28 protein-coding genes and 1 pseudogene are annotated in these 22,651 nt (G+C 62.2%); 19 read left to right on the top strand and 10 right to left on the bottom strand.

Annotated features, from left to right (window positions below):
- Positions 1-54: 54 nt before the first annotated feature.
- From AB4Y34_RS20435 to AB4Y34_RS20425, 3 genes are all read right to left on the bottom strand, one after another.
- Complete coding sequence (locus AB4Y34_RS20435; protein ID WP_368717018.1) at positions 55-378, bottom strand: hypothetical protein; 324 nt, start codon at positions 376-378, stop codon at positions 55-57.
- Between the two features lie 42 nt (positions 379-420).
- Entirely contained in the window at positions 421-678 is a 258-nt protein-coding gene (locus tag AB4Y34_RS20430) for a hypothetical protein (protein WP_176380491.1), read from the bottom strand.
- An 86-nt stretch (positions 679-764) separates the two neighbouring features.
- A complete protein-coding gene (locus AB4Y34_RS20425; protein ID WP_368717017.1) occupies positions 765-962 on the bottom strand; it encodes a hypothetical protein in 198 nt (65 codons plus the stop codon).
- 274 nt (positions 963-1,236) lie between these two features.
- Between AB4Y34_RS20425 and AB4Y34_RS20420 the strand changes: the two genes are divergently transcribed.
- Positions 1,237-1,500 carry a hypothetical protein gene (locus AB4Y34_RS20420; RefSeq protein WP_368717016.1) on the top strand — a complete coding sequence of 88 codons (264 nt, stop codon included), beginning with the start codon at positions 1,237-1,239 and terminating at the stop codon, positions 1,498-1,500.
- 27 nt (positions 1,501-1,527) lie between these two features.
- Here AB4Y34_RS20420 and AB4Y34_RS20415 read toward each other — a convergent pair whose 3' ends face one another.
- Positions 1,528-2,412 (bottom strand): manganese catalase family protein, encoded by an 885-nt coding sequence (locus tag AB4Y34_RS20415; RefSeq protein ID WP_176380494.1) that lies wholly within the window; start codon positions 2,410-2,412, stop codon positions 1,528-1,530.
- A gap of 95 nt (positions 2,413-2,507) precedes the next feature.
- Between AB4Y34_RS20415 and AB4Y34_RS20410 the strand changes: the two genes are divergently transcribed.
- From AB4Y34_RS20410 to AB4Y34_RS20400, 3 genes and pseudogenes are all read left to right on the top strand, one after another.
- The gene (locus AB4Y34_RS20410) at positions 2,508-2,714 is read left to right on the top strand and encodes a hypothetical protein (RefSeq protein ID WP_176380435.1); all 207 of its coding nucleotides are present in this window, start codon (positions 2,508-2,510) and stop codon (positions 2,712-2,714) included.
- A 79-nt stretch (positions 2,715-2,793) separates the two neighbouring features.
- Positions 2,794-4,008 carry an NO-inducible flavohemoprotein gene (hmpA, locus tag AB4Y34_RS20405; protein ID WP_176380495.1) on the top strand — a complete coding sequence of 405 codons (1,215 nt, stop codon included), beginning with the start codon at positions 2,794-2,796 and terminating at the stop codon, positions 4,006-4,008.
- Between the two features lie 78 nt (positions 4,009-4,086).
- Positions 4,087-4,239: pseudogene (locus tag AB4Y34_RS20400) on the top strand (MBL fold metallo-hydrolase); the annotation flags it as partial.
- Positions 4,240-4,508: 269 nt separating this feature from the next.
- Here the strand turns inward: AB4Y34_RS20400 and AB4Y34_RS20395 are convergent.
- From AB4Y34_RS20395 to AB4Y34_RS20385, 3 genes are all read right to left on the bottom strand, one after another.
- The gene (locus tag AB4Y34_RS20395) at positions 4,509-5,024 is read right to left on the bottom strand and encodes a hypothetical protein (protein ID WP_368717015.1); all 516 of its coding nucleotides are present in this window, start codon (positions 5,022-5,024) and stop codon (positions 4,509-4,511) included.
- Between the two features lie 152 nt (positions 5,025-5,176).
- Positions 5,177-6,904: a tannase/feruloyl esterase family alpha/beta hydrolase gene (locus tag AB4Y34_RS20390; RefSeq protein WP_176380497.1), complete on the bottom strand. Its 1,728-nt coding sequence runs from the start codon at positions 6,902-6,904 to the stop codon at positions 5,177-5,179.
- Between the two features lie 12 nt (positions 6,905-6,916).
- Positions 6,917-8,032 (bottom strand): porin, encoded by a 1,116-nt coding sequence (locus tag AB4Y34_RS20385; protein WP_368717014.1) that lies wholly within the window; start codon positions 8,030-8,032, stop codon positions 6,917-6,919.
- A 618-nt stretch (positions 8,033-8,650) separates the two neighbouring features.
- On the opposite strand from AB4Y34_RS20385, the gene AB4Y34_RS20380 reads away from it, so the two are divergent.
- The 11 genes from AB4Y34_RS20380 (at position 8,651) to AB4Y34_RS20330 (ending at position 16,536) form a co-directional block, all read left to right on the top strand.
- Complete coding sequence (locus AB4Y34_RS20380) at positions 8,651-8,968, top strand: hypothetical protein (protein WP_368717013.1); 318 nt, start codon at positions 8,651-8,653, stop codon at positions 8,966-8,968.
- A gap of 275 nt (positions 8,969-9,243) precedes the next feature.
- Positions 9,244-9,396 carry a hypothetical protein gene (locus AB4Y34_RS20375; RefSeq protein ID WP_368717012.1) on the top strand — a complete coding sequence of 51 codons (153 nt, stop codon included), beginning with the start codon at positions 9,244-9,246 and terminating at the stop codon, positions 9,394-9,396.
- A 107-nt stretch (positions 9,397-9,503) separates the two neighbouring features.
- Positions 9,504-10,952 carry a Fe-S cluster assembly protein SufB gene (gene sufB, locus AB4Y34_RS20370; RefSeq protein WP_368717011.1) on the top strand — a complete coding sequence of 483 codons (1,449 nt, stop codon included), beginning with the start codon at positions 9,504-9,506 and terminating at the stop codon, positions 10,950-10,952.
- A gap of 14 nt (positions 10,953-10,966) precedes the next feature.
- Positions 10,967-11,749 carry a Fe-S cluster assembly ATPase SufC gene (gene sufC, locus AB4Y34_RS20365; protein WP_368717010.1) on the top strand — a complete coding sequence of 261 codons (783 nt, stop codon included), beginning with the start codon at positions 10,967-10,969 and terminating at the stop codon, positions 11,747-11,749.
- A 42-nt stretch (positions 11,750-11,791) separates the two neighbouring features.
- Complete coding sequence (gene sufD / locus AB4Y34_RS20360; RefSeq protein ID WP_368717009.1) at positions 11,792-13,117, top strand: Fe-S cluster assembly protein SufD; 1,326 nt, start codon at positions 11,792-11,794, stop codon at positions 13,115-13,117.
- Positions 13,114-14,367: a SufS family cysteine desulfurase gene (locus AB4Y34_RS20355; RefSeq protein WP_368717008.1), complete on the top strand. Its 1,254-nt coding sequence runs from the start codon at positions 13,114-13,116 to the stop codon at positions 14,365-14,367. The genes sufD and AB4Y34_RS20355 overlap by 4 nt, the downstream gene beginning before the upstream one ends.
- Positions 14,364-14,813: a Fe-S cluster assembly sulfur transfer protein SufU gene (gene sufU / locus AB4Y34_RS20350; protein ID WP_368717007.1), complete on the top strand. Its 450-nt coding sequence runs from the start codon at positions 14,364-14,366 to the stop codon at positions 14,811-14,813. Before AB4Y34_RS20355 ends, sufU begins: the two co-directional genes overlap by 4 nt.
- 26 nt (positions 14,814-14,839) lie before the next feature.
- Positions 14,840-15,196, top strand: a complete 357-nt coding sequence (locus AB4Y34_RS20345) for an SUF system Fe-S cluster assembly protein (protein ID WP_176380504.1) — start codon at positions 14,840-14,842, stop codon at positions 15,194-15,196.
- Between the two features lies 1 nt (position 15,197).
- Positions 15,198-15,530 (top strand): non-heme iron oxygenase ferredoxin subunit, encoded by a 333-nt coding sequence (locus tag AB4Y34_RS20340; RefSeq protein ID WP_176122774.1) that lies wholly within the window; start codon positions 15,198-15,200, stop codon positions 15,528-15,530.
- A 216-nt stretch (positions 15,531-15,746) separates the two neighbouring features.
- The gene (locus AB4Y34_RS20335; RefSeq protein ID WP_176365456.1) at positions 15,747-16,238 is read left to right on the top strand and encodes an Hsp20/alpha crystallin family protein; all 492 of its coding nucleotides are present in this window, start codon (positions 15,747-15,749) and stop codon (positions 16,236-16,238) included.
- A 55-nt stretch (positions 16,239-16,293) separates the two neighbouring features.
- Positions 16,294-16,536: a hypothetical protein gene (locus AB4Y34_RS20330; protein ID WP_176365457.1), complete on the top strand. Its 243-nt coding sequence runs from the start codon at positions 16,294-16,296 to the stop codon at positions 16,534-16,536.
- Positions 16,537-16,598: 62 nt separating this feature from the next.
- On the opposite strand, the gene AB4Y34_RS20325 is transcribed toward AB4Y34_RS20330, so the two are convergent.
- Positions 16,599-16,922, bottom strand: coding sequence for a CBS domain-containing protein (locus AB4Y34_RS20325; protein ID WP_368717006.1), 324 nt, complete (start codon positions 16,920-16,922; stop codon positions 16,599-16,601).
- Positions 16,923-16,996: 74 nt separating this feature from the next.
- On the opposite strand from AB4Y34_RS20325, the gene AB4Y34_RS20320 reads away from it, so the two are divergent.
- From AB4Y34_RS20320 to AB4Y34_RS20305, 4 genes are all read left to right on the top strand, one after another.
- A complete protein-coding gene (locus tag AB4Y34_RS20320; RefSeq protein WP_176380508.1) occupies positions 16,997-19,288 on the top strand; it encodes an FdhF/YdeP family oxidoreductase in 2,292 nt (763 codons plus the stop codon).
- Between the two features lie 398 nt (positions 19,289-19,686).
- Positions 19,687-19,944 (top strand): hypothetical protein, encoded by a 258-nt coding sequence (locus AB4Y34_RS20315; protein WP_176380509.1) that lies wholly within the window; start codon positions 19,687-19,689, stop codon positions 19,942-19,944.
- 102 nt (positions 19,945-20,046) lie between these two features.
- Positions 20,047-20,193, top strand: a complete 147-nt coding sequence (locus AB4Y34_RS20310) for a hypothetical protein (protein ID WP_176122769.1) — start codon at positions 20,047-20,049, stop codon at positions 20,191-20,193.
- 137 nt (positions 20,194-20,330) lie between these two features.
- Entirely contained in the window at positions 20,331-20,645 is a 315-nt protein-coding gene (locus AB4Y34_RS20305; RefSeq protein WP_176122768.1) for a four-helix bundle copper-binding protein, read from the top strand.
- A gap of 39 nt (positions 20,646-20,684) precedes the next feature.
- On the opposite strand, the gene AB4Y34_RS20300 is transcribed toward AB4Y34_RS20305, so the two are convergent.
- The gene (locus tag AB4Y34_RS20300; protein WP_368599236.1) at positions 20,685-21,593 is read right to left on the bottom strand and encodes a LysR family transcriptional regulator; all 909 of its coding nucleotides are present in this window, start codon (positions 21,591-21,593) and stop codon (positions 20,685-20,687) included.
- A 205-nt stretch (positions 21,594-21,798) separates the two neighbouring features.
- Positions 21,799-22,629 (bottom strand): 3-keto-5-aminohexanoate cleavage protein, encoded by an 831-nt coding sequence (locus AB4Y34_RS20295; RefSeq protein WP_368592212.1) that lies wholly within the window; start codon positions 22,627-22,629, stop codon positions 21,799-21,801.
- Positions 22,630-22,651 lie beyond the last annotated feature (22 nt).

Genomic DNA, 22,651 nt, shown 5'->3' with positions numbered 1-22,651 from the left:
CCGCATGCGCCATTCCTGATGCCCGACGATCGGTCCATCGGATGCCGGCGCCCGCTAGCGGAGCTCTTTACTGCTCGCAAGGGCGCTCAACGCAAAGTCCGCGGCATCCGCCGCATGGGCGAACAGGTCGTCGACGATTCGGCGCGCCGCGCTATATCCGCCCATCAACGCATCGGCCTCGGTGTCGAATGGCCGTCCGCCGGCAATGTCGAAGCGCAGCGGCGAGAACGTGGCAACCGCGGCACCCGCCTGATAGATGTGAACCACCGCCGCATAGCGCGTGCGTACCGCCGCGCGCCCGGCGGGACGCAACGTGAAATCCGCCTCGACGGTCACCTCGATCGTGAACCCGTGGTATTCGTAGGTCCGCATCATCATGTCCTTCGTCGCCTAAGTGTGTGATTGCGCCGGTGGCGCCGATCATGCGCGACGGCCACGGCGCTCGCTGCGTGCTTCGAGCGTGGCGAGCCGCGCGAGCAGCAGGCGCGCTTGCGGTTGCAGCGCCGGCGGCAGTTCGGCATTGGCCTCGATGCGCGCACGCCAGTAAGCGGGCGTTGCAACTACCGTGCCCTGCCAGTCGAGGCAGTCGCGTTTAACGAGTTGTTCGAGGCGCTGGACCATCGTGCTGATGTGCTTCAGTTCGTTGGCGGCGTCGTTATAGTTACGCGCGGCATTCACAGGTTCTCTCCGATTTGTTGTTAGTCGTTGTCGTGAGTCAGCGTTTCGACCATACCGCGTCGCTCGCTCGGCGCGCCTGTACCGCCTCAACGTTTTCGCATCAGGGTCTGTAGCAACGATTCGCCGTGGTTCGTCACGCGCGGACGATGCGCGCCTGACGGTGTGCTTTCGAGCGCGACCAGTTGGCGCTCGAGCAGCGCGTTGAACTCCTCGCGCTCTATATCGGTGGACTCCGGCGACGCCTTCACCAGCATCAAAACCGCAAATTCATGAGGGCTCAGCATGGTCTTTCCTGGAGCGGTCAATTTTTCACGGAACGTACGTTTTCCGCGTGGTCGACAGTAAGTCGTACCGGTCTGTCGACGTGTCGGAAAACGCCGGAATCAGCATACGCCGGCAACCGCAAGAAGGTGCATAGAGGCGTATGTCCGAAACTGTGACATTTCGGACAGCCATACTGGGACGCGCGGCCCCGCCTTCGCGCGAATTCGAAGAAACCCTTTCGCGACCGATTTGGCGTAGTGTAGTCAATGTGAATGGCGGTTGAAGGAGGGCGCAATGCCTGACGTCCGACGAGGCTGCCCTCGCGCCATCGATGCGCGGGAGCGCGAAAATTCCGCGAGGTGTGATCCGCACCGCGACGCGGCGCGCGCTGCGAAAAACCGTGGCGCGGCGGCGCTGCGCACAGCGCTCGTCATGACATTCGCGATCGCCGCGACGGCCGCGTGCGCGACGCCGCCCGAACCCGGCACCGCGCAGCCTTCGGGTCAACCGGCCTGCAACGTGGCCGGCAAGTTCTGCAACACGTTTTTCGGACCTTGACGATACCCGCGGCAGCGCCTTGAGCGATCACCCGCCCTCGTTGCTGCGCGGGACTTCGCTGCCTATTTCGGCACCGGTCGTCGGATCGCTCGACGGGTCGGAGCGCAGACGCGTGGCCATCGCAGTCACGGCGGTTTCCTGTTGCGCTTCGAGTCCCACCGACGCACTGCCGTCGCCGCCATCCACCGCCGGTTCACCGGTCCGTATCGTGAGACCGGTGCCGCTGTTCCACGGTGTGTTGATCACCGCTCCGTCGTGCGACATCTTGTAGTAGACGCTCGCGAATTCCTGTCGCGGCGGCAGCTTGCCCGGCGGGAAACTCGGTGTGATCGCATACAGCGCCTTCTCGAACGACTTTTGATGCGCGACTTCCCGGGTCATCAGAAAGCCCAGCGCCTCGCGCACGCCGGCATCGTCGGTCACGTTGATCAGCCGTTCATAGATGATCTTCGCGCGCGCTTCGGCGGCGATGTTCGAGCGCAGGTCCGCGGTCGGCTCACCGATCGTGTCGATGTACGCGGCACTCCACGGGACGCCGCCGGAGTTCGTCAGCGGCGGTCCGCCGCCATATAGCACCTGGGTAAGGTGACTGTCGTTGCCCGCGCCGTTGAGCTTGCGATACAGCTCGGCTTGCTGTTCGACCGCTTCGGCGAGTTCCCCCTTCGCGCCGCGATTCAACATCGCGACGATCGAGCCGATGATCTCGAGATGGCTCAGCTCTTCGGTGGCGATGTCGAACAGCATGTCCTTGCGCCCGGGGTCTTCTTCCGCAACGGCCTGCGTGAAGTAGCGCATTGCGGCGGCCAGTTCGCCTTGCGGCCCGCCGAACTGCTCCAGCATCAGATTCGCGAGCCCGGGATTGGTCGTGCCGACGCGAACCGTGTATTGCAGCCTTTTGTTGTGCATGAACATCGTGACCTCCATTGGAGTTGGCACTTGGGTCTTCCATCCGCCGTGCCACGCATGCGGAGCGCCGTCGCGGCTGGACGGCGCGAATCCGTCTGCGCATGCCGCGTTCCTGGCCGGCTCGCATCGCGTCGTCAGCCGACGCGATGGCGTGCGCGGCGGCCGATATCGCCTACCTCGTGCGCACGCTGTGCGTCATCGGCGTGTCCGTGGCCTTCGGCATATGGACAGCCGGCATCGGTTTGAGCAGCATGGTCGCCTGGATAGGCTTGAAGCAGCGGGCGAATGCCCCAGGAACTTGCATGTGAGCGAGGCACTCGACTCAGATAGTCGCGCTGCTACGCGCACGAGCGAGGTAACCAGTCGTCCTACTGCAGGAGGAAAGAAATGCTGACGCAGAAAACCAAGGACATCGTAAAAGCGACGGCCCCGGTTCTGGCCGCGCACGGCTATACGATCATTCAACGTTTCTATAGACGGCTCTTCGAAGCGCATCCCGAACTGAAAAACGTTTTCAACATGGCGCATCAGGAGCAGGGGCAGCAGCAGGAAGCGCTCGCGCGCGCCGTGTACGCGTACGCCGAGAACATCGAGGACCCCGGCAGTCTCGCCGCGGTGCTGCGCAATATCGCCAACAAGCACGCGAGCCTCGACGTGAAAGCGGAGCACTATCCGATCGTCGGCGAACATCTGCTCGGCGCGATCAAGGACGTGCTCGGCGACGCCGCGACCGACGACATCATCTCCGCGTGGGCGCAGGCATACGGCAATCTCGCGGACGTGCTGATGGGCATGGAGTCCGAATTGCGCGAAACGCGCGCGGCGCAGCTAGGCGGCTGGACCGGATGGCGCACGTTCGTCGTCAAGGAGAAGCGGCCCGAGAGCAGCGTGATCACGTCGTTCATCCTCGAACCGACGGATGGACAGCCGGTCGCCAACTTCGAGCCCGGACAGTACATCGGCATTGCCGTCGATGTGCCCGCGCTCGGCCTGCAGCAGATCCGGCAATACAGTTTGTCCGACGTGCCGAATGGGCATAGCTATCGGATCTCGGTCAAGCGCGAGAGCGGCGAGGCCGGGCGGCCGGCGGGCTATGTGTCCTCGCTGCTGCACGATCATGTGAACGTCGGCGACGAGGTGAAGCTGGCAGCGCCATACGGCACGTTCTACATCGATGTCCATGCGAAGACGCCGATCGTACTGATCAGCGGCGGCGTCGGTCTGACGCCGATGGTCAGCATGTTGAAGCGCGCGATTCAGGACCCGCAGCGGCGCGTGGTGTTCATTCATGGTGCACGCAACGGCGCGGTGCACGCGATGCGCGACCGTCTGCAGCAGACCGCCGCCACCCAGCCGAATTTCCGCGCGATCGTGTTTTATGACGCGCCGCTCGATACCGACGTGCAGGGCCGCGACTACGACAACGCCGGTTTCATCGACCTCGGCAAGCTGCGCGACGAGATCCTGTTGCCCGACGCCGACTACTACATCTGCGGTCCGGTTCCATTCATGCGGCTACAGCACGACGCATTGAAAAACCTGGACATTCACGAGTCGAAGATTCACTACGAGGTGTTCGGACCGGATCTGTTCGCTGAATGACGCATACGGCGAGTGCCGCGCAACGGCTGCCGCGGAAGCGTCAAGCGGGAATGGAGTTACCAAGACGGGGAGTGCGGCATGAGAGTGCACCATCTGAACTGCATTTCGACCTGCCCGTTGTGCGGCATGCTGTTCAACGGGCAACCCGAATCGTTGATTCGCCGCGGGCATCTGGTCTGCCATTGTCTGCTCGTCGAAAGTTCGGCGGGGCTCGTGCTCGTCGATACCGGGATTTTTTCAGCCACGACGTCGATGAATTCGAGCGGCTCGCGGGCCGTTCGGTGACGGTGCCGGCGGAGCAGATGGCAGGATGATGGTGCGCGACCGCGTTTCGCGTGGAGAACTGTCCGCGACGCAGGGCTTACGGACAGACTGCGGTGCGGACCTGTTTCCTATACTCGATTTGTCCTCCGCTTGGACTCGTGGGGACAGCGTTCTCAAATGCGCTTCTGGCGACCATGCCGGTCAAAGGCTGGTCGCTTTTTTTGCGCGCGCAGTCTTCATCGATCCGGCCGCCGCAGCAGCGCGGCCGCGAGCAGGCCGGCGCCGAGCACCAGGTAGACGTTGCCGAGCGAGCGACGCGACAGGTGCGCCTCGAATCCCGGCGTGAGCCGGTTGGGCACCACCTTGTAGTCGACCACGTACGCGCTTGCCACCGTCGCGGCGGCGGCTAGCGCGGCGGCGCCGGGCCGTCGTGACGGGACAGGGCCGGCCATCCGGTCAACGAGTTGCTCGAACAGGAATGCCCAGAAGATGGCGGCCGCCTGATGGATCGCGAAGCCGGTCACCGTATGGCGGATGCTAAAGCCGCGTTCGCGCAACGCGCGTTGCGGCCACATGGAGTGGGTAACCGCATTGATCGGCGCGAGCGGGCTGCCCGATGCGTCCGCGGATGCCGCCGAGGCCGTCGCCGCCGACAGGCACCCGGACAACAGCCCCGATGGGACGGCCCGGCGTAGCGTCGCACAGACGGCCTGATACCACGGCGAACCGATTTCGTACTCGCGCATTTTCATGGCAGCGCTCCAGTGCGGGGGCGCAAACGCACGCCCGATGATCGCGGACAGAGGTATGCGCAAGGAGCAGCATGTCGCGTTCCGCACGGACGGGACAGCGCATCGGCCGGGGCCGACTGCGCCGATTCCCTCGCCAGGTCAGAGTCAGTGCCTTAGCTGCAAGTGAAACTACTCGCCGAGTTCACGTCTCCACTCGTGTAGCGGGCCACCTTCGGATAGGCGCACAGCGGACGCGTGCGCCCGGCACCCCAGCTAGTCGGCACTTCGCTATTCGGAATCGCGTTGCTGGTGTCGCGGGCCGTTGCGATGACCTGGTTCGGTGCTTGCCCCTGCTCGACCCATGCCACCATGGGCGTCAGCATGTCGAACTGATCGGCCGTCGGACCGCCGCTGCAGTGGTTCATCCCCGCTACCGTGAAGAGCCGCGCGAAATTGCTTGCGTCTCCGCCACTAGCCGTCGATAGGCGCTGATACCAGTCGGTCGTATCGTTCGACGAGAACACCGGATCGCTCGTTCCGTGATAGACGATCAACTTTGCGCCCCGGCTGCGCAGACCGCTCAGATCGGTCTCGTTCGGCGGGGTCATGAATGACCACGAAGACTCGGAATAGACCCCGCTGGTGGCGAAGATCTTCGGCGCATCATTGTCCATGCTGAAGTTCAGACCGTAGGCACCCATCGAACCGAGGATCGAAGCGCTTTGCGGCGGCGACGTGAACACGAAGGCTGCCGCGGCCGGATCAAGGCTGATGGAATTGCCTTGCTTCCACGCGGCCCAGCCTGATCCGTTGATACCGACGTCATACGGAAAGCTTGCATAGAGCGCCGTGCCGGCGCTGTTTTTCGCCCCGGAGAAAATATTTCCAATCGCCTGCTTTTGAGCCGCCGTAAGACAGCTGCCGTCGCGCCCATTGCTCGAACACGTCGGTACGTCGGTGGCCAGATTGAAGTTCGCCTGGCACGCTTTGATGTCCTGGACCATCCCGTCCGCTACACCATCGAGCGAATCACACTTCGCGATGATCTTCGATGCGATCAGCTGCCTTTCAGTGGTCGTCAAGCCGGTGGTGATATCGGCAATGCCCGACGAGGTCGTCGCGGTCGCGACGGTAGCGAGCTGTTGCGCGCTCCACAACTCCCCGATCGCTGCCTTTGGCAAATGAAAGCCGGGGTCACCGGCAATGATGCCGTCGTAATCCGCGAAAGATCTGGCTGCCGCCACCATCGCATGACGGCCGCCGTTCGAGCAGCCTTCGAAGTAGCTGCGGTCGGGGCCCTTGCCATAGGCCAACCTGATCACCTGCTTGGCCATCGGCGTTAGCGTAGCGACGGCGTTATAGCCATAGTCGAGACGCGCCTGGGGATCGAGACCGAACAACGGGTTTTGCGACCCGGAATGACCTGCATCCGAACTGATCACGGCGAAGCCCATGTTCAGCGCATTGTTCAGCGGGCCCCCGCCACTGAGCACCCCCGTCGCCGGCGTCACATTGCCGTCGAGACCACCGTTGGCCTGATAGAAAAAGCGGCCATTCCACGCAATTGGCAGCCGCATTTCAAAACCGATCGCATAAGTCCGGCCGTCAACGGCGCTCGTGCGTTGATTCATTTTTCCTTCGATCACGCAATGTTCGGGGACGGACTTTCCCGCCACCGTGAGCGTTCCGGCCGGCACGTCGGCGACGGAGGTGAAGGTCGTGTTGGCAAACGTCAACCTGGCGGCGAGCGCGGCGCAGTCTCCCGACAGCGTCGCGGGTTGTGCGGCGGAGAGCCGAGGCAATTGCGTCGCACTGGTGGAGAGGGAATCGGAACCGCCGCCGCAGGCCGCCAGCATCGCGGACACGGCCGATACGCACACAGCAATTGAAGTTCGTTTCATTTTCGACCCGTATCAGAACATGTGTTTGATGCCGACCATCACGCCCGTTTGACCCATGCCCGCGCCCGGCGTGGTCCCGCTACCGCCGCCGCTGACCGAGTAACGCGCCTTCGCACTGTTCGCCAGATACGCTGCCTGCGCGTAGACCGACGAACGCTTGCTCAGCAGATAGGTGGTGCGTAACGTTCCCATCGTGGCGCGGGTATCGTGGTCGCTATTGATGATGCGAAACACTTCGCCATCGAGGAGGAATGCAGGCGTGACCATGTACGAAGCGCCGAGGAAGAACAGGTCCGAACGGATATTGGGCACGCTCGGCGACTGGGTCACTACGCGGCGTCCAATCCAACCGGCGCCGATCTTCGCGCCTGCATATTGTGCATAGGCGCTCAGTTGCGTACGGGCGTCCTTGTCCGCGGCGTTGATCAGCGGTGTCGGCGCAACACCGTCGAAGAAGTTGGCGGCTGCTGTCGCGCCGCCTCGTTGCTCCTCGTACGACGCGGCAGCGCCGAAATATTGCGAGTCGTACTTGAGCATTGCGGACCAGTCGCGGCATTCCGTGGCGTGGCCTGGAACGGAGCCGGTACAGGTTCCTTGTCCCGGCGAGTTGCCGGTACCCGCAGCGTCCCGTCCGAATGAATAACCCACGCCCAACGTAAAGCCTTTGTACGAGCCGAGATAGGTGATCGAGTTGTCGGTGCGCGCGTTGGGCACATAGGCATCCAGCGAGCCCATGCCGTAAATGTCCGGACCGATGATGTCGGCGCCCTGGACTGCGAGATAGGTCATCGTGTACTGACGGCCGAACGCGAGCGTCCCATACGGGCTCTTCACGCCGATGAACGCCTGGCGTCCAAACAGCCTGCCGCCCTGTCCGGAACTGCCATCGCGCAGGTTGAAGCCGCTTTCGAGAGTGAACACAGCGCTGTAGCCGCCGCCTAAATCTTCGTTGCCACGCAGCCCCCAACGCGATGGGAACTCTCCGGTAACGGATGGCATGCGAACGACGCTGTCGCCGTTCGCGTTCGCGTGCGAGACATACTCGATCCCTGTGTCAACGATGCCGTACAACGTGACGCTCGATTGCGCCGAGGCTCCTGCGCTCAGCGCGCAGAGCGCACCGAACATGAGGACGTGAGTCGACTTCAATTGCGTAGTGATATCTCCGGACCTGTTGTTTGCTTTTTTTGTTGAGCTGCGGTTGTGGATCTTGGGTACGACCTGGTCTTCGCTCCGAGCCGGCGCAGCGGCCTGAGCGCGGCAATTAAATATCAGGTAGGCTGATATTATGGTTAAAATTAAGCGCGTCCTGAAAACGCGCCCGTCCGTCCGTCGTCATGTCCTGTATTTGATATCAGGTACCCTGACAACGCAAGCGCGAAGTATTCGGTAGATTCCCCTAGTTCGACGGTGTCTTACATTCCGGCGCGAAGCCCAAAGCGCCAAACTCATCGCACCGCCACGTCGGGCGTCACCGCAACATTCCAGCGCCCCGATCGACCCGCACAATCTGCGTCCGAGTAAGCTTTCAGTCCGTTGGTAGCGCGTATCTTCGATCTCGTAGAGTTGGAGCGGGAATGCAGGATGCGGTGGCCACGGAGCGCCAGGTTGGAACTGAGGGCGCAAGCTTGCGGGGAGTTCCGGCACTGACGCGGGTATTTTTGCAGGCCGTTTCGTGCACGCTGGAGTTATACAAACAACACACGAATCGGCTTGGGCCCAGTAAGGAGCAAACAGGACGTTGCCATGAGAAATTTGACTACTAGCGTCGCACGACGCGTCGTATTTGCCATTGCGGGGTTCTCGGTGTACAGCGGCGCCGCCAGCGCTGCTTGCCCGGCATACGTGGAACTGTCTTCCGGCACGGTCTTCGATCTGGCGAAGCTGATTGCAGACAATGGGTCACCGTCGGCGGCGCTGGAAAAAGCTCGCGCCGATCTGGCGCAAGTGAGCCGCGCCGGTGAGTGTGCAGCGATCGAGCACACCCGTCGTCACGCAGAGTGCGTGGAAATCGTCGAAGCGACCCACAGAGCAGTAGCTGCTTTGGAACGTTGTTCCCGGTAATTCGCCTCGACGCGTGATCCGGTCCGAGCACCGGCATTCGACTACGCTATGGTCCAGCGCACTACGCTTCTCTAGTGTCAAAGATCAGAAGACACTTTCGCGGGAGTTCAAGCTCGGCAATCGTCATACCTCGACGCAAGCCGCGACAGGGCCGAGTTGACGACAGCAGCGAGAACGTACACGCGCAGTGATGTCTTTCTTTTATCAGCGGCGGCGCGGTGCTAGGGTTGAATGTGAAACCAGACCAGACAGGTACGGTTCGCGGAGGCTTAATCATGTTGCGCATGAGCACGCTTGCCGACTATGTCACGGTGATCACGATCACAATGGCACGCGATCCGGACATCGTGGAGAGTATTGGCAGCCTCGCCGATGCACGGCTATCCGCTATTGGCTACGGCAGTCGCCAGGCGGATCACGCTGTTTGACGCAATTGGAGCCGTCAAGACAGCCCGCCAGCGGCTACGCACACGTGATTCCGTGATCGCCCCAAGCGCACGATCCGGCCGCCGCAACGCTGAAAGCGGAGGTCTGCATGAGTTCAAGTGTATCGAGAATCGACGAGCTGATCCGGAGCGAATACCGGCACGGATTCGTGACCAATGTAAAGTCGGATACGTTGCCGCGCGGTGTGTCTGAAGATGTCATCCGCCTGATTTCAGCGAAGAAGAATGAACCCGACTTCATGCTCGCCTGGCGCCTCTCGGCCTACCGGCACTGGCTCACGATGAACGAACCGCATTGGGCATCGGTTGAGCACCCGCCTATCGACTATCAGGACATTGCGTATTATTCGGCGCCGATTGCTCCGAAGGATCGCCCGAAGAGTCTGCAGGATGTCGATCCGGAACTGCTGCGCACGTACGAGAAACTCGGCGTTCCGCTGGAGGAGCGCGAGATCCTCGCGGGCGTCGCGGTGGATGCGGTGTTCGACAGCGTGTCGGTCGCGACGACGTTTCGTGAGAAGCTTGGCGCGCTCGGCATCGTGTTCTGTCCGTTTTCGGAAGCGGTGCAGACTCATCCCGAACTGGTGCGGCAATACCTCGGCTCAGTGGTGCCGCATACCGACAACTTTTTCGCTGCGCTGAACTCCGCGGTCTTTAGCGACGGGTCGTTCTGCTATATCCCACCGGGCGTGCGTTGCCCGATCGAACTTTCCACGTATTTCCGCATCAACGCGCAGAACACGGGACAGTTCGAGCGAACGCTGATCATCGCGGACAAGGGAGCCTACGTCAGTTATCTGGAGGGTTGTACCGCGCCGATGCGTGACGAGAACCAGTTGCATGCCGCAGTGGTGGAACTGGTCGCGCTGGAGGGTGCGCAAATCCGCTACTCGACGGTGCAGAACTGGTATCCGGGCGATGCGCACGGGCGCGGCGGCATCTATAACTTCGTGACCAAGCGTGGCGATTGCCGTGAAGCGGACTCGAAGATTTCGTGGACTCAGGTCGAAACAGGCTCCGCCATCACGTGGAAATACCCGAGCGTGATCCTGCAAGGCGACAACGCAGTCGGCGAATTCTATTCGGTGGCGCTCACCAACAACTATCAGCAGGCCGACACCGGCACGAAGATGACGCATCTGGGTCGCAATACGCGCAGCACTATCCTGTCGAAGGGCATTTCCGCCGGCCACGGCAGGAACGCCTATCGTGGGCTCGTGAAAATTGCCCGCTCGGCGGAGGACGCGCGCAACTACACACAGTGCGATTCGCTGCTGCTCGGCGATCGCTGCAGTGCACTCACGGTTCCCTATATCGAGGTGAAAAACCCGACCGCGAAGGTCGAGCACGAGGCATCGACGTCGCGCATCGGCGAGGACCAGCTCTTCTATTGCCGACAGCGAGGGCTTTCGGAGGAAGAAGCGGTGTCGATGATCGTCAACGGATTTTGCAGGGAGGTCCTCAAGGAGCTGCCCATGGAGTTCGCCGTCGAAGCACAAAAGCTGCTCGGCGTAAGTCTTGAAGGCAGCACGGGCTGACAGGGACAACGGTCATGCTAGAAATCAGCAAACTGAGCGTTGAAGTAGAAGGCAAGCCGATTCTGCGCGGGGTCGATCTGTGTGTGAACGCGGGCGAGGTGCACGCCATCATGGGCCCGAACGGTTCGGGCAAGAGCACGCTTGCCAACGTGCTGGCGGGCCACCAGCATTACCGCGTAACAGGTGGCAGCGTGCAGTATGCGGGCCGTGACCTGCTCTCGCTCGCGCCGGAAGAGCGTGCACGCGAAGGGCTTTTTCTCGCGTTTCAATACCCTGTCGAAATACCGGGTGTCAGCAACGTGTATTTGCTGAAGGCCGCGTTGAATGCACAGCGCACGCACCGCGGCGACCCCGAACTGGACGCAATGGAATTCCTGCAACTGGTGAAGGAGAAAATGGCGCTCATGCAGATGGACGAAAGCCTGCTGCATCGCGCGGTCAACGAAGGGTTTTCAGGGGGTGAGAAAAAGCGCAACGAGGTGCTGCAGATGGCGGTGCTGGAGCCGCGCCTCGCGATTCTCGACGAAACCGATTCGGGGCTCGATATCGATGCGTTGCAAGTGGTTGCGCGAGGCGTCAATCAGATGCGCGATGCGGACCGCGCAATCGTCCTGGTGACGCACTACCAGCGCTTGCTCGAATATGTCGTGCCTGATTGCGTGCACGTGCTTTCAAAGGGGCGTATTGCGAAATCCGGAACGCGCGAGCTGGCACTTGAACTGGAGCGCAAGGGTTATGGATGGCTCGATGGCGATGCGCCGAACGGGCCGGATTCTGGGCCACCTAACCCGTACTGAAACGAGGCGGTCATACGTGATATCGCGAGGAGTAGACGTCAAATGAGTGAACCGACGCTCGAGTACCTCCATCAGGCTTTCCAGACCCTGTCGAGTACGCTGCCCGGCGCGGACCTTCCGTGGTTGCGCAGCGCGAGGCGCCAGGCGTTCGAAAAATTCGAAGGGCTTGGCTTTCCCACAACTCGGCTCGAAGACTGGAAGTACACGAATGTGGCGACCATCGCGAAGCGGGCATGGCATTTCACGTCGCGCCGCAGCGACGACCTGGATGTGGAGCGCATCGTCGACGATCTCGTGCCCTACGGGACAGCGGGTCGGCTCGTGTTCGTCAACGGCCGCCATATGCCGAAGCTGTCGCGCATGCCGCCTTTGCCGGACGGCGCATTTCTCGGCAGTCTCACGCGTGCCATTCGTGAGATACCGGAGCGGCTGAAAGCCGTCATTGCGCATCAGGCAGCGCCCGATGGCTTCGCGGCCCTGAACACGGCGTTCCTGAGCGACGGTTACGTGGTCCTGCTGCCGCCGGACTGTGCGATCGATGCGCCGCTCGTCATGCTGTTCCTGACCGACGAAGCCGGCCTCGCGATACATCCATTCAACACGGTACTGGCGGATGGGCGCTCGCGGTGCTCGATCGTCGAGCAGTTTGCCGGTTTCTCCGACGACGCGTATCTGGTCAATTCCGTCACGAGGATCGTGGCGGGCGACGAGGCCGACGTGCAGCATTGCCGCGTCCACCACGAAGCACGCAGCGCGTTCCATATTGCGCATGTCGACGTCTCGCAACAGCGGGCGAGCCGCTTCACGTCGCACTCGTTCGCATTCGGTGGGGCACTCTCGCGTACGCAGATCGACACACGGCTGCAGGCCGCCGACGCCCGCGCCGAACTGAACGGGCTGTATATCGCGAGCGCGAGGCAGCATGTCGATCATCACACGCGCATCGATCACGAGAAACCGCACGGAACGAGCCGCGAGCACTACCGCGGGGTGCTCGACGGTGCGTCACATGGCGTATTCAACGGCAACGTGGTCGTGCATCGTCACGCGCAGCAGACCGACACGCATCAGTCAAACTTCAATCTTCTGTTGTCGCGCGATGCGCAGATCGACACGAAGCCGCAACTGGAGATCCACGCCGACGACGTCAAGTGCACGCATGGCGCAACCGTTGGCCAGCTTGACGAGAACCAGCTGTTCTATCTGCGCTCACGCGGCATCGACGAACGCGTGGCGCGGGCTTTGCTCATCTGGGCGTTTGCGCGCAGCAGTCTGGAGCATGTGAGTATCGAGGCGGTGCGCGACCGACTGACGCAAATGCTGCTCGCGCGCACGCCGGAAGGTGAGCGCATTCGGGGACTGGTATGAAACCGATCGAACCTGTGATGATTCCGGACGACGAGACGGTGGCGCGTTGGCGAAGCGACTTCCCGATTTTTCGCGAGCTCATACACGGCAGTCCACTGGTGTATCTCGACAACGGCGCGACTACCCAGAAACCCTCGGCCGTGATCGACGCGCAGCGCGACTACTACGAGCATGCAAATGCGAACGTACATCGCGGCGTGCACGAGTTGTCGCAGCGCGCCACGGACGCGTACGAAGGTGCGCGCGAACGGATTGCGCGCTTCATCAATGCGGCGCGCGCGGAGGAAATCGTCTACGTGCGCGGCACGACGGAAGCGATCAACCTGATTGCGCAGAGCTATGTGCGTCCTCTCGCGAAGCCCGGCGACGAGATCCTGATCAGCGCGATGGAACATCACTCGAACATCGTGCCGTGGCAACTCGTATGCGAGCAGACGGGCGCGGTGTTGAAGGTGGTGCCGATCGATGACAGCGGCGCGCTCGATGTCGATGCCTACCGGCAGATGATCGCCGAGCGCACGCGCATCGTGGCGATCACGCATGTATCGAACGCGCTCGGTACGATCAACCCGGTCGCGCGGATGATCGAGGCCGCGCACGCGCGCGACGTGCCTGTCCTGATCGACGGCGCGCAGGCGGTTGCACATCTGCCTGTCGACGTGCGCGCGCTCGATTGCGATTTCTATGCGTTCTCCGGGCACAAGGCTTATGGACCGACGGGAATCGGCGTGCTGTACGCCAAGGCGGACAGACTGGAAGCGATGCCGCCGTGGCAGGGCGGTGGCGACATGATCCGCTCGGTGACGTTCGACAAGACCATTTATAACGCCATTCCCTGGAAGTTCGAGGCGGGCACACCGGACATTAGCGGGGCGATTGCGCTCGCGGTGGCGCTCGACTATGTGAATGCAATCGGCCGCGAAACGATCGGCGCACATGAGGCCGGGCTGCTCGCGTATGCGACCGATGCAATGCGTGCGATGCCACATCTGCGGCTGATCGGTACCGCAACCGAAAAGGCGGCCATTCTGTCGTTCGTGCTCGACCACGTGCATGCACACGACGTCGGTACGATTCTCGATCAGTACGGCGTCGCGGTGCGCGCCGGCCATCATTGCGCGATGCCCGTCATGCAGCGCTTCGGCGTGCCGGCAACCGTGCGCGCGTCATTCGCGCTGTACAACACGCGAGCCGACGTGGAGGCGCTCGTCAAGGCAATGGCGCACGTGCAGGAGGTATTTGGGCAATGAGCAGTCTGCGCGACCTGTACCAGGAAGTGATTTTCGACCACTACCGGAGACCGAGAAACCGTCACCGGCTGCCGGATGCCAATCGCAAGGCGGAGGGCTATAACCCGTTGTGCGGAGATCGCATCACGCTGTATCTGCGCATCGAGGATGGCGTCGTGGCGGACGTTGGGTTCGAGGGTGTAGGTTGTGCAATCGCCATCGCATCGGCATCGCTGATGACCGAAGCGCTGAAGGGGCGCACGGAATCGGAGATGGAGGCGCTCTTCGGGGCGTTTCACGACATGATGATGACGGCGCCGCCGGCGGACGCGTCTTCGCACCTCGGCAAGCTCGCGGTGTTCTCGGGTGTACACGAATTCCCGGCGCGCGTGAAGTGCGCGACGCTCGCATGGCATACGCTCCATGCAGCGTTGCATGACGAGTGCGGCACTATCTCGACGGAATAATTAATGGAGGAAGTGAGGTGAACAGGATGAGCGCATTCGACTGGCTGAAACGGGCAGATGGGCCGGAGCCCGGCGACGGCGACCTGCGCTCGCGTGTGATCGACGCGTTGCGTACGGTGTTCGACCCGGAGATTCCCGTGAACATCTACGATCTGGGGCTGGTGTACGGCCTGGACGTCGACGGCGATACGGGCAACGTGTCCATACGCATGACGCTAACGGCGCCGGGCTGTCCGGTCTCGCAGACCTTTCCGGCGACGATCGAAGATGTCGTCTATTCGGTGGCAGGCGTCAATACGGTACGCGTCGAGCTGGTGTGGGAACCGCCGTGGACGAAAGAGCGGATGTCGGAAGCCGCCCGTCTGCAATTGGGAATGCTTTGACATGACAAACTGGGTCGATGTCGCGGCGATGACGGATTTCCCGCCCGGTTCGGTGCGCAGCGTCGACGTGGACGGCACACAGGTAGCGGTGTTCAATCTCGACGGCGTCTGCTACGCGATCGAAGATACCTGTCCGCACGACGGCGGCATCCTGACGGGCGGTGCCGTCGAGGATGACGAGGTGGTGTGTCCTCGCCATGGCGCCCGTTTTTGTATCAGGACCGGCAAGGTGCTGGCTCCGCCGGCCTACGAAGACGTGGCGGTGTTTCCGGTGCGCATCGAGGCTGGAGTCTTGCAGGTGCGCGACGCGCGCGAGGAGGACAGCGCTTCGTGAAAGCATTCAGCAATCGCGCTTGCCCGGATATGAGCGTCGCTGAACTCGCGGCCGGGCGAGGCCGCGTCAGATTGTCGGCATATGCCGTTTGCTACGTCAACCGTTTGGGCCGGGCCAATGCCGCGGGTCCGTTTCCGATTATTCGTGCGTATAGGCAAGGAGCACGGACAGGCGGCATGCCGTTGCTCGCTCGCCTGCTAGTGACGGAGGTGAAAGATGGACTTCAGAAACCTTATTCCGTGGAATCGCGACAGCAATCTTCCGAGCGCTCATCAACGCGACGATCACCCCATGTTCGCGCTGCATCGCGAAATGAACCGTCTGTTCGACGACTTTTTCCGGGGATTTGAGCTGCCGGCGCGTCTCGGCTCATCGTTTGGGCCGTCTTTTGGCTGGCCGAACATCGAACTCAGCGAAACCGACAAGGAGATCAAGGTCGTAGCTGAACTGCCTGGGCTGGAACAGAAGGACGTCGATGTGTCACTGAACAAGGACGTTCTCACCATCCGCGGTGAAAAGAAGGGATCGTCGGCCGGCGCGGTGTATAGCGAGCGTTGGCAGGGCACTTTCCAGCGCTCCGTACAGCTCAGTCCGGATGCAGACCCTGACAAGGTCACGGCCGACTTTCGCAATGGCGTGCTCACAGTAACTGTTGCAAAACGACCCGACGCGCAGAGCCATGTGCGGCGTATTCCGGTTAATGGCTGATCGCAGCATACGGGCCGCATCCGCGGCCCGCGCGACAGTATTCGGCGGAGGCTCTATGAAAACCGATCAAGTTACCAAGTACCGCGGTTTGCTGATCCGATCAGTCGTCACTCCCGCGGACAGCGATCGCTATAGGGCGGCAGCCATCGTGACCGACCCGACAGGCGAAACGCGGACGTTGGGCGTCGACGGAGATTTCGCGGAGCCGAACGACGCCCACGTCCAGGCGACGGAACTCGCGATTGCATGGATCGACGGGCGCCACGTTGTATCCGATCACTACGTACGCCGGGGATAGATCAGGCTACGCCGGCACCCTTCGATTGGCTGGCTGTTGAATTCCCGGCGCATAAAGCAGCTTTAGCGCTCCGGTTCGCAAGGCGTGGAAATCGCCCCCAGCGTTGAAGAAATTTCGTCGTCGGAGCGGGTGGCAAGGTCCCCGAGGGAAAGGATTCCGATCAGGTGATCGCTCTGATCGACGACCGGAATCCGGCGGACTTGCGCGTCCGCCATCCTGTCCTTGACGGCCTGGACGTCGTCGTCTTCGTAGCAGCAGCTCGGTTCACCACTGACGATTCCTTCTATCGTTTCCTCGGCCGACGCTCCTAGCGCTACCGCGCGCGTCACGATATCCCGGTCAGTCAGCATGCCCACCACCTCCCCGTCCGCGCAAACGGGTAGCACGCCCGACGCCGCAACCGGGAACGTGACGTGCTAACCCATCATGACGTGACATTTTTGACCAGACGGGTGCACTCATGAGCAATGAAGCCAAAAGCGCTGCATATCCCTACGCATCGGGTGGATGGGGTTCCGTCAAGGCGGTCGCGACGATCCTGCTTCGGGAAAAAGCACCGCTGAAGGATAGCCAGGTTCTGATGCATCAGAACAAGCCCGACGGTTTCATGTGTGTCAGCTGCTCGTGGGCGAAGCCGGCCGATCCGCATACGTTCGAGTTCTGCGAAAGCGGCGCGAAAGCCACTGCGTGGGATCTGACGGCCAAACGCGTAACGCCGGATTTCTTCGAGGTCCACACTGTCAGCGAGCTTGCGAAGTGGCACGATCACGATCTCGAGGAAGCGGGACGGCTTACCGAGCCGCTGCGCTACGACCCGGCTACCGACCGCTACGTGCCGGTGTCGTGGCAGCAGGCATTCGATGCGATCGGCGCCGAGCTGCGCACGCTCGACCCGGCCAGCGTGGTGTTCTACACGTCGGGCCGCGCATCGCTGGAAACCTCGTATATGCTGCAGCTTTTCGCGCGCATGTACGGCACCAACAATCTGCCCGACAGCTCGAACATGTGCCACGAGAGCACCAGCGTCGGGCTCAAGGAAGCGATTGGCGTTGGCGTCGGCACGGTCTCGCTCGACGACTTCGAGAAGACCGACCTGATGTTCTTCTTCGGCCAGAACGTCGGTACGAATAGCCCGCGCATGCTGCATCAGTTGCAGGACGCGCGCAAACGCGGCGTGCCGATCATCACGTTCAATCCTTTGCGCGAACCGGGGCTGCTGCATTTCGCAAATCCGCAGTCACCGGTCGACATGCTCACACCCACCGATACGCAGATCAGCACGCAATACCATCAGGTGAAGACGGGTGGCGATACCGCCGCGATCCTCGGCATCTGCAAACTCGTGATCGAAGCGGACGATCGCGCGGTCAGTACGGGCGGCGCGCGCGTCCTCGATGTCGATTTCATCCGCGAGCATACGAACGGCTACGAGCAGTTCGCGCAGTACGCGCGCGCGGCGAACTGGGACGACATCGAACGCGTGAGCGGCTTGCCGCGCGCCGCGCTCGAAGCGGCCGCCGACGAATACATGAAGGCGAACGCGGTGATGATCCACTATGGTATGGGTCTCACGCAGCATCGGATGGGCGTGCAAAACGTGCGCATGCTGTGCAATCTGCTGCTGCTGCGCGGCAATGTCGGCAAGCCGGGCGCGGGGCCGTCGCCGGTGCGCGGCCATTCGAACGTGCAGGGTCAGCGCACGGTCGGCATCACCGAAAAGCCGGAACTCGCGCCCCTCGATCAGTTGGCTAAACAGTTTTCGTTCGAGCCGCCGCGCGAGAAAGGCATGAACATCGTCGAAGCCTTCGAGGCGATGCTCGATGGCAAGGTCAACGCGATGATCAACCTCGGCGGCAACCTCGTGCGCTCGGTGCCCGACCGGGTGCGCACCGAACCGGCGTGGGCCGCGCTCGGGCTGACCGTCAATGTGGCGACCAAGCTCAATCGCAGCCACCTGGTGCACGGCCAGCGCTCGTATCTGCTGCCGTGCCTGAGCCGCATCGAGATCGACCGGCAGGCGGGCGGCGCGCAAGCGGTGTCAATGGAAGACAGCACGGCGCACTTTCATGGCTCGCATGGCATGGTCGAACCGGCCGCGCCGACGATCCGCTCGGAGCCGTTCATCGTCGCGGGCATCGCGAAGGCGACCCTCGGCGAGCGCTCCAGCGTCGACTGGGATGCGTGGCGCGACGACTATTCGCGGGTACGGCTGGAAATGGCGAAGACGTGGCCCGAGATGTTCGGTGACTTCGAGTCACGCATGTGGACACCCGGCGGTGTGATACGGCCGCTGCCCGCGCGCGAGCGCAAGTGGAAGACCAAAAGCGGCAAGGCCGAGTTCATGGTGCCGACCTCGATCGGCGAAGATCCGGACATGCCCGAGCGTGAGCCCGATTCGCTGCGCTTGATGACTCTGCGCAGCGACAGCCAGTTCAACACGACCATTTATGGCCTCGATGACCGCTTTAGAGGCATCAAGGGTTCGCGCATGGTGATCCTGATGAATCCCGCCGACATGGAGAAGCGCGGGCTCGCACACGGCGATCGCATCGGCCTCGAGACGATCGCGGACGACGGCGTCGAGCGCCGCGTCGACGGGCTGAGCGTCGTGCCGTTCGATGTGCCGCAGGGATGCATCGGCGGCTATTACCCGGAATGCAATCCGCTGCTGCCGCTGTGGCACTACGCGAAAGAGAGCAAGGTGCCGGGTGCCAAGTCGATTCCGGTGCGCGTGCTGACGGCCACTCGATGATCAGCGCTGACACAAAAAGGCCGGCATCGTTACCTGTGCCGGCCGCTGAATTACACCCGGGCAGCGCGTGAAGGGCATGATAAGCGCGTGCCCACCTTCATGATAGTCGCGCCAGCGGCGCGCAGACATACGCATCGGGTGTTGATAACTCATGAGTTGCGGACGGGTGTCGAGCTGGGGCGGTGTCCGGTTACCCGACACTTAAGGACACAGCACGACGCCACATAGTGTTCGTATACTGCGACGTCCCCCACGGATTCGGGGACAGCGTTTCTCCAGAAACGCTTAATGGCGATCACGCCGCAATGTCGGGTGATCGCCTTTTTTCACGGAGCACCGCTCGAAGGAGGCTTAGGCGTCGAATGTGAAGGTAAATAACCCGAAGGTTGGGGGAGACGATGACGGAACGTATTGAAGATGTGCTGGCGGAAATGATCAACGTAAGCACCGAGATCAGGGTGCGAACATCCGCGCTGGCCAAAATGGAAGGAAGCCTCGCCCGGGACGAGCCCCTGCTGCGGGATGCGCTCGACACGACTCGCCGGGAGCTGTCGCTGCTGCATCAGCTCAAGGGCGAGCTCATAGGCCGCCTGCTGACACTCGAAAACGGCGCTCGGGACAGAGCGGCAACCAATCGCCCGATGCCGATCCCATGACGCACATGCGCCGCATCGGCGTCCCTGGCCGATTGTGATCCGTCGCGGGTCTGCCGCATGCTCACTGACAGGCATATCGAACGAAACCTGAAGGAGCAGACCATGAGCGCAACGCAGCATTCCGTGCAACAAACGCCCGCCAACGACGACGACACGGACCTGCCGAACATGCCGGGCGAACCGGAGCCGCCAACCACCGAAGACCTCCCCGATCTGCCCGAGCCGCAGGAAGTGGGCGAGGACGGTTGACGCGCGCAGCCGCGGACTCGCCGCACCATCAATCCGCCGCGCGCGATCGGCGAACTGCTCACGCGTCGCACGGTGTGACCGCGAGACGGCATGGTGATTGCTGTTCTACTGCGCGACGAGGCTGCCAAGGACCCGCAATGACCCCCCAGGACTGTATCGACGCGCTCGACCGTTGCGCGAGCGCCTGTACCCGGTGTTACTCCGCGTGCATCGCTGAGCGGCATCTCGATGAAATGGAAAAATGCATCCGGCTCGACATGGATTGCGCGTCGCTGTGCCGCTTGACTTCGGAGGCCCTCGCGCGCGACACGCAGTTCATGCGCGATTTCTGCGACCTCTGCGCGCGCCTGTGCGATGTCTGCGCCGACGAATGCGCGCGTCATCCGGCGCAGCATTGCCAGGATTGCAGCGATGCGTGTCGCCGTTGCGCGGAAGCGTGCCGCGCGCTATGACGGAACGCGGGTCCGCGTGTGACCCGCGAGATGCAACCTTTAGCGCCGCGGCTTCGAGCCCTTCCAGTTCGACTTGCGTGCGAACTCGACGAACGAAGCCAGATAGTCGAGCGACGCATCCGCATCGCGCGTGCCGAGAAAAATCTGCTTGGCGATGCCGGCCTTGCCGAGCTTCACGCTGACCACCGGCATACGGTCGGCGTATTCCTCGGCGAGCCAGCGCGGCAGCGCGGCCACGCCGCGCTTGCTTGCGACCATCTGCAGCATGATGTCGGTGGTCTCGATCGTCTTGTGACGGCGCGGGGCGACGTCGGCGGGGCGCAGGAACAGGTTGTAGATATCGAGGCGGTCGGTGTCGACCGGATAGGTGATCAGCGTTTCATCGACGAGCTGTTCGGGCTCCACGTAACGCGCGTTGGCCAGCCGATGCCCGTCGGCCACCACCAGCACCTGCTCGTAGTCGAACACGGGTTCGAAGCTGAGGCCGGGCCGCTTCAGCGGATCAGGCGTGACGAGCACGTCGATGTCGTAGCCGAACAGCGCGCCGATGCCGCCGAACTGGAAGCGCTGCTTGACGTCGACATCGACATCGGGCCAGCGCGCGAGGTACGGCGACACGACCTTCAGCAGCCACTGGTAACACGGATGACATTCCATGCCGATGCGCAGTGTGCCGCGCTCGCCGTTCGCGTATTGCTTCATGCGCGCTTCGGCGTGCTCGAACTGCGGCAGCAGCCGATCGGCGAGCGACAGCAGATACTGGCCAGCCTGGGTGAGGCGCAGGTTGCGGCCGTCACGGTCCCAGACCGGCGTGCCGAGCTGCTGCTCGAGCTTCCTGACGGTATGGCTCAACGCTGATTGCGTCAGATGCAGCGCTCCGGCTGCTGCCGTGAGCGAGCCCTGCCGGTCCACTTCGCGGATCAGGGTGAGATGAAAGCGTTCGAGCATGAGGGGGTATGAGATTCGACAAAGTGCGACGCGTATCGTAGCGCGATTATGCGGTCGGGCTGCCAAACCTGAAAAGGTAGCGACAGCCGACGCCGGGAGCATTGAGCGAATACCTACGGCTCGGAGCCCCGGTCGGGTTGAGTAGCGCATTCAGGTGTCCCCGTACGCGGACGCCGGACGGGAGCGAGTGGCCCGCCCAGTCGGCCTATCTCGCGGGAAGATCGAGCATTTCGCGCGCTTTGGCCGCACTTGCCACCGGCCGGCCGTATTCATCACACAAAGCGGCCACCCGTGCAACGAGTTGCGCGTTGCTCTTTGCCAGCGTGTCCTTGTCCCAGCGCACATTGTCTTCGAGACCGGTGCGGCAGTGCCCGCCCATTTCAAGAGTCCAATGATTGACCTCCAACTGATGCCGTCCGATACCAGCGGCGGTCCATGTTGCATCCGGCAATAGCGTCTTGAGTTGCTGGACCTCGAACTCGAGAATCTCGCGGCGCGCAGGCAGCGCGTTCTTTACACCCATCACGAATTGAACGTGCACAGGAGACTTCAGCAGCCCCTGCTGGACGAGATCTGCCGTGCTGTACAACATCGCCAGATCGAAGACTTCGATTTCCGGTTTGACATCGTAGTCGAGCATCGTTTGCGCAAGCGCGCGCACGAAGTCCGGCGGATTTTCATAGACGGTAGTCGGGAAATTGACGGAGCCTGTTGCGAGCGACGCCATATCCGGGCGCAGGTCGAGCATCGCGCCGCGTTGCTCGAACGAACGGCCACGACCGCCTGTCGAAAACTGAATGATGATGTCAGGGCAGTGCTTGCGGATGCCGTCCTGAAGTGCGGCGAAACTCGATCGGTCGGAACTCGAATTCTCCTGTTCGTCGCGCACGTGCAGATGAACGAGGGATGCCCCGGCTTCATACGCTTCCTGGGTGCTTTCGATCTGCTCGGAGATCGTGATCGGCACAGCCGGGTTGTCCTTCTTGCGCGGAACTGAGCCAGTGATCGCAACAGAGATGATGCACGGTTCACTCATGGCTAACACTCCCGTTCCCGAT

Origin of the sequence: Paraburkholderia sp. BR10954 (assembly GCF_040965775.1) — a bacterium.
Taxonomy (GTDB): Bacteria; Pseudomonadota; Gammaproteobacteria; order Burkholderiales; family Burkholderiaceae; genus Paraburkholderia; species Paraburkholderia youngii.
Note: the sequence above shows the minus strand (reverse complement) of the source record. Positions and strands in the feature narration are given on the sequence as shown.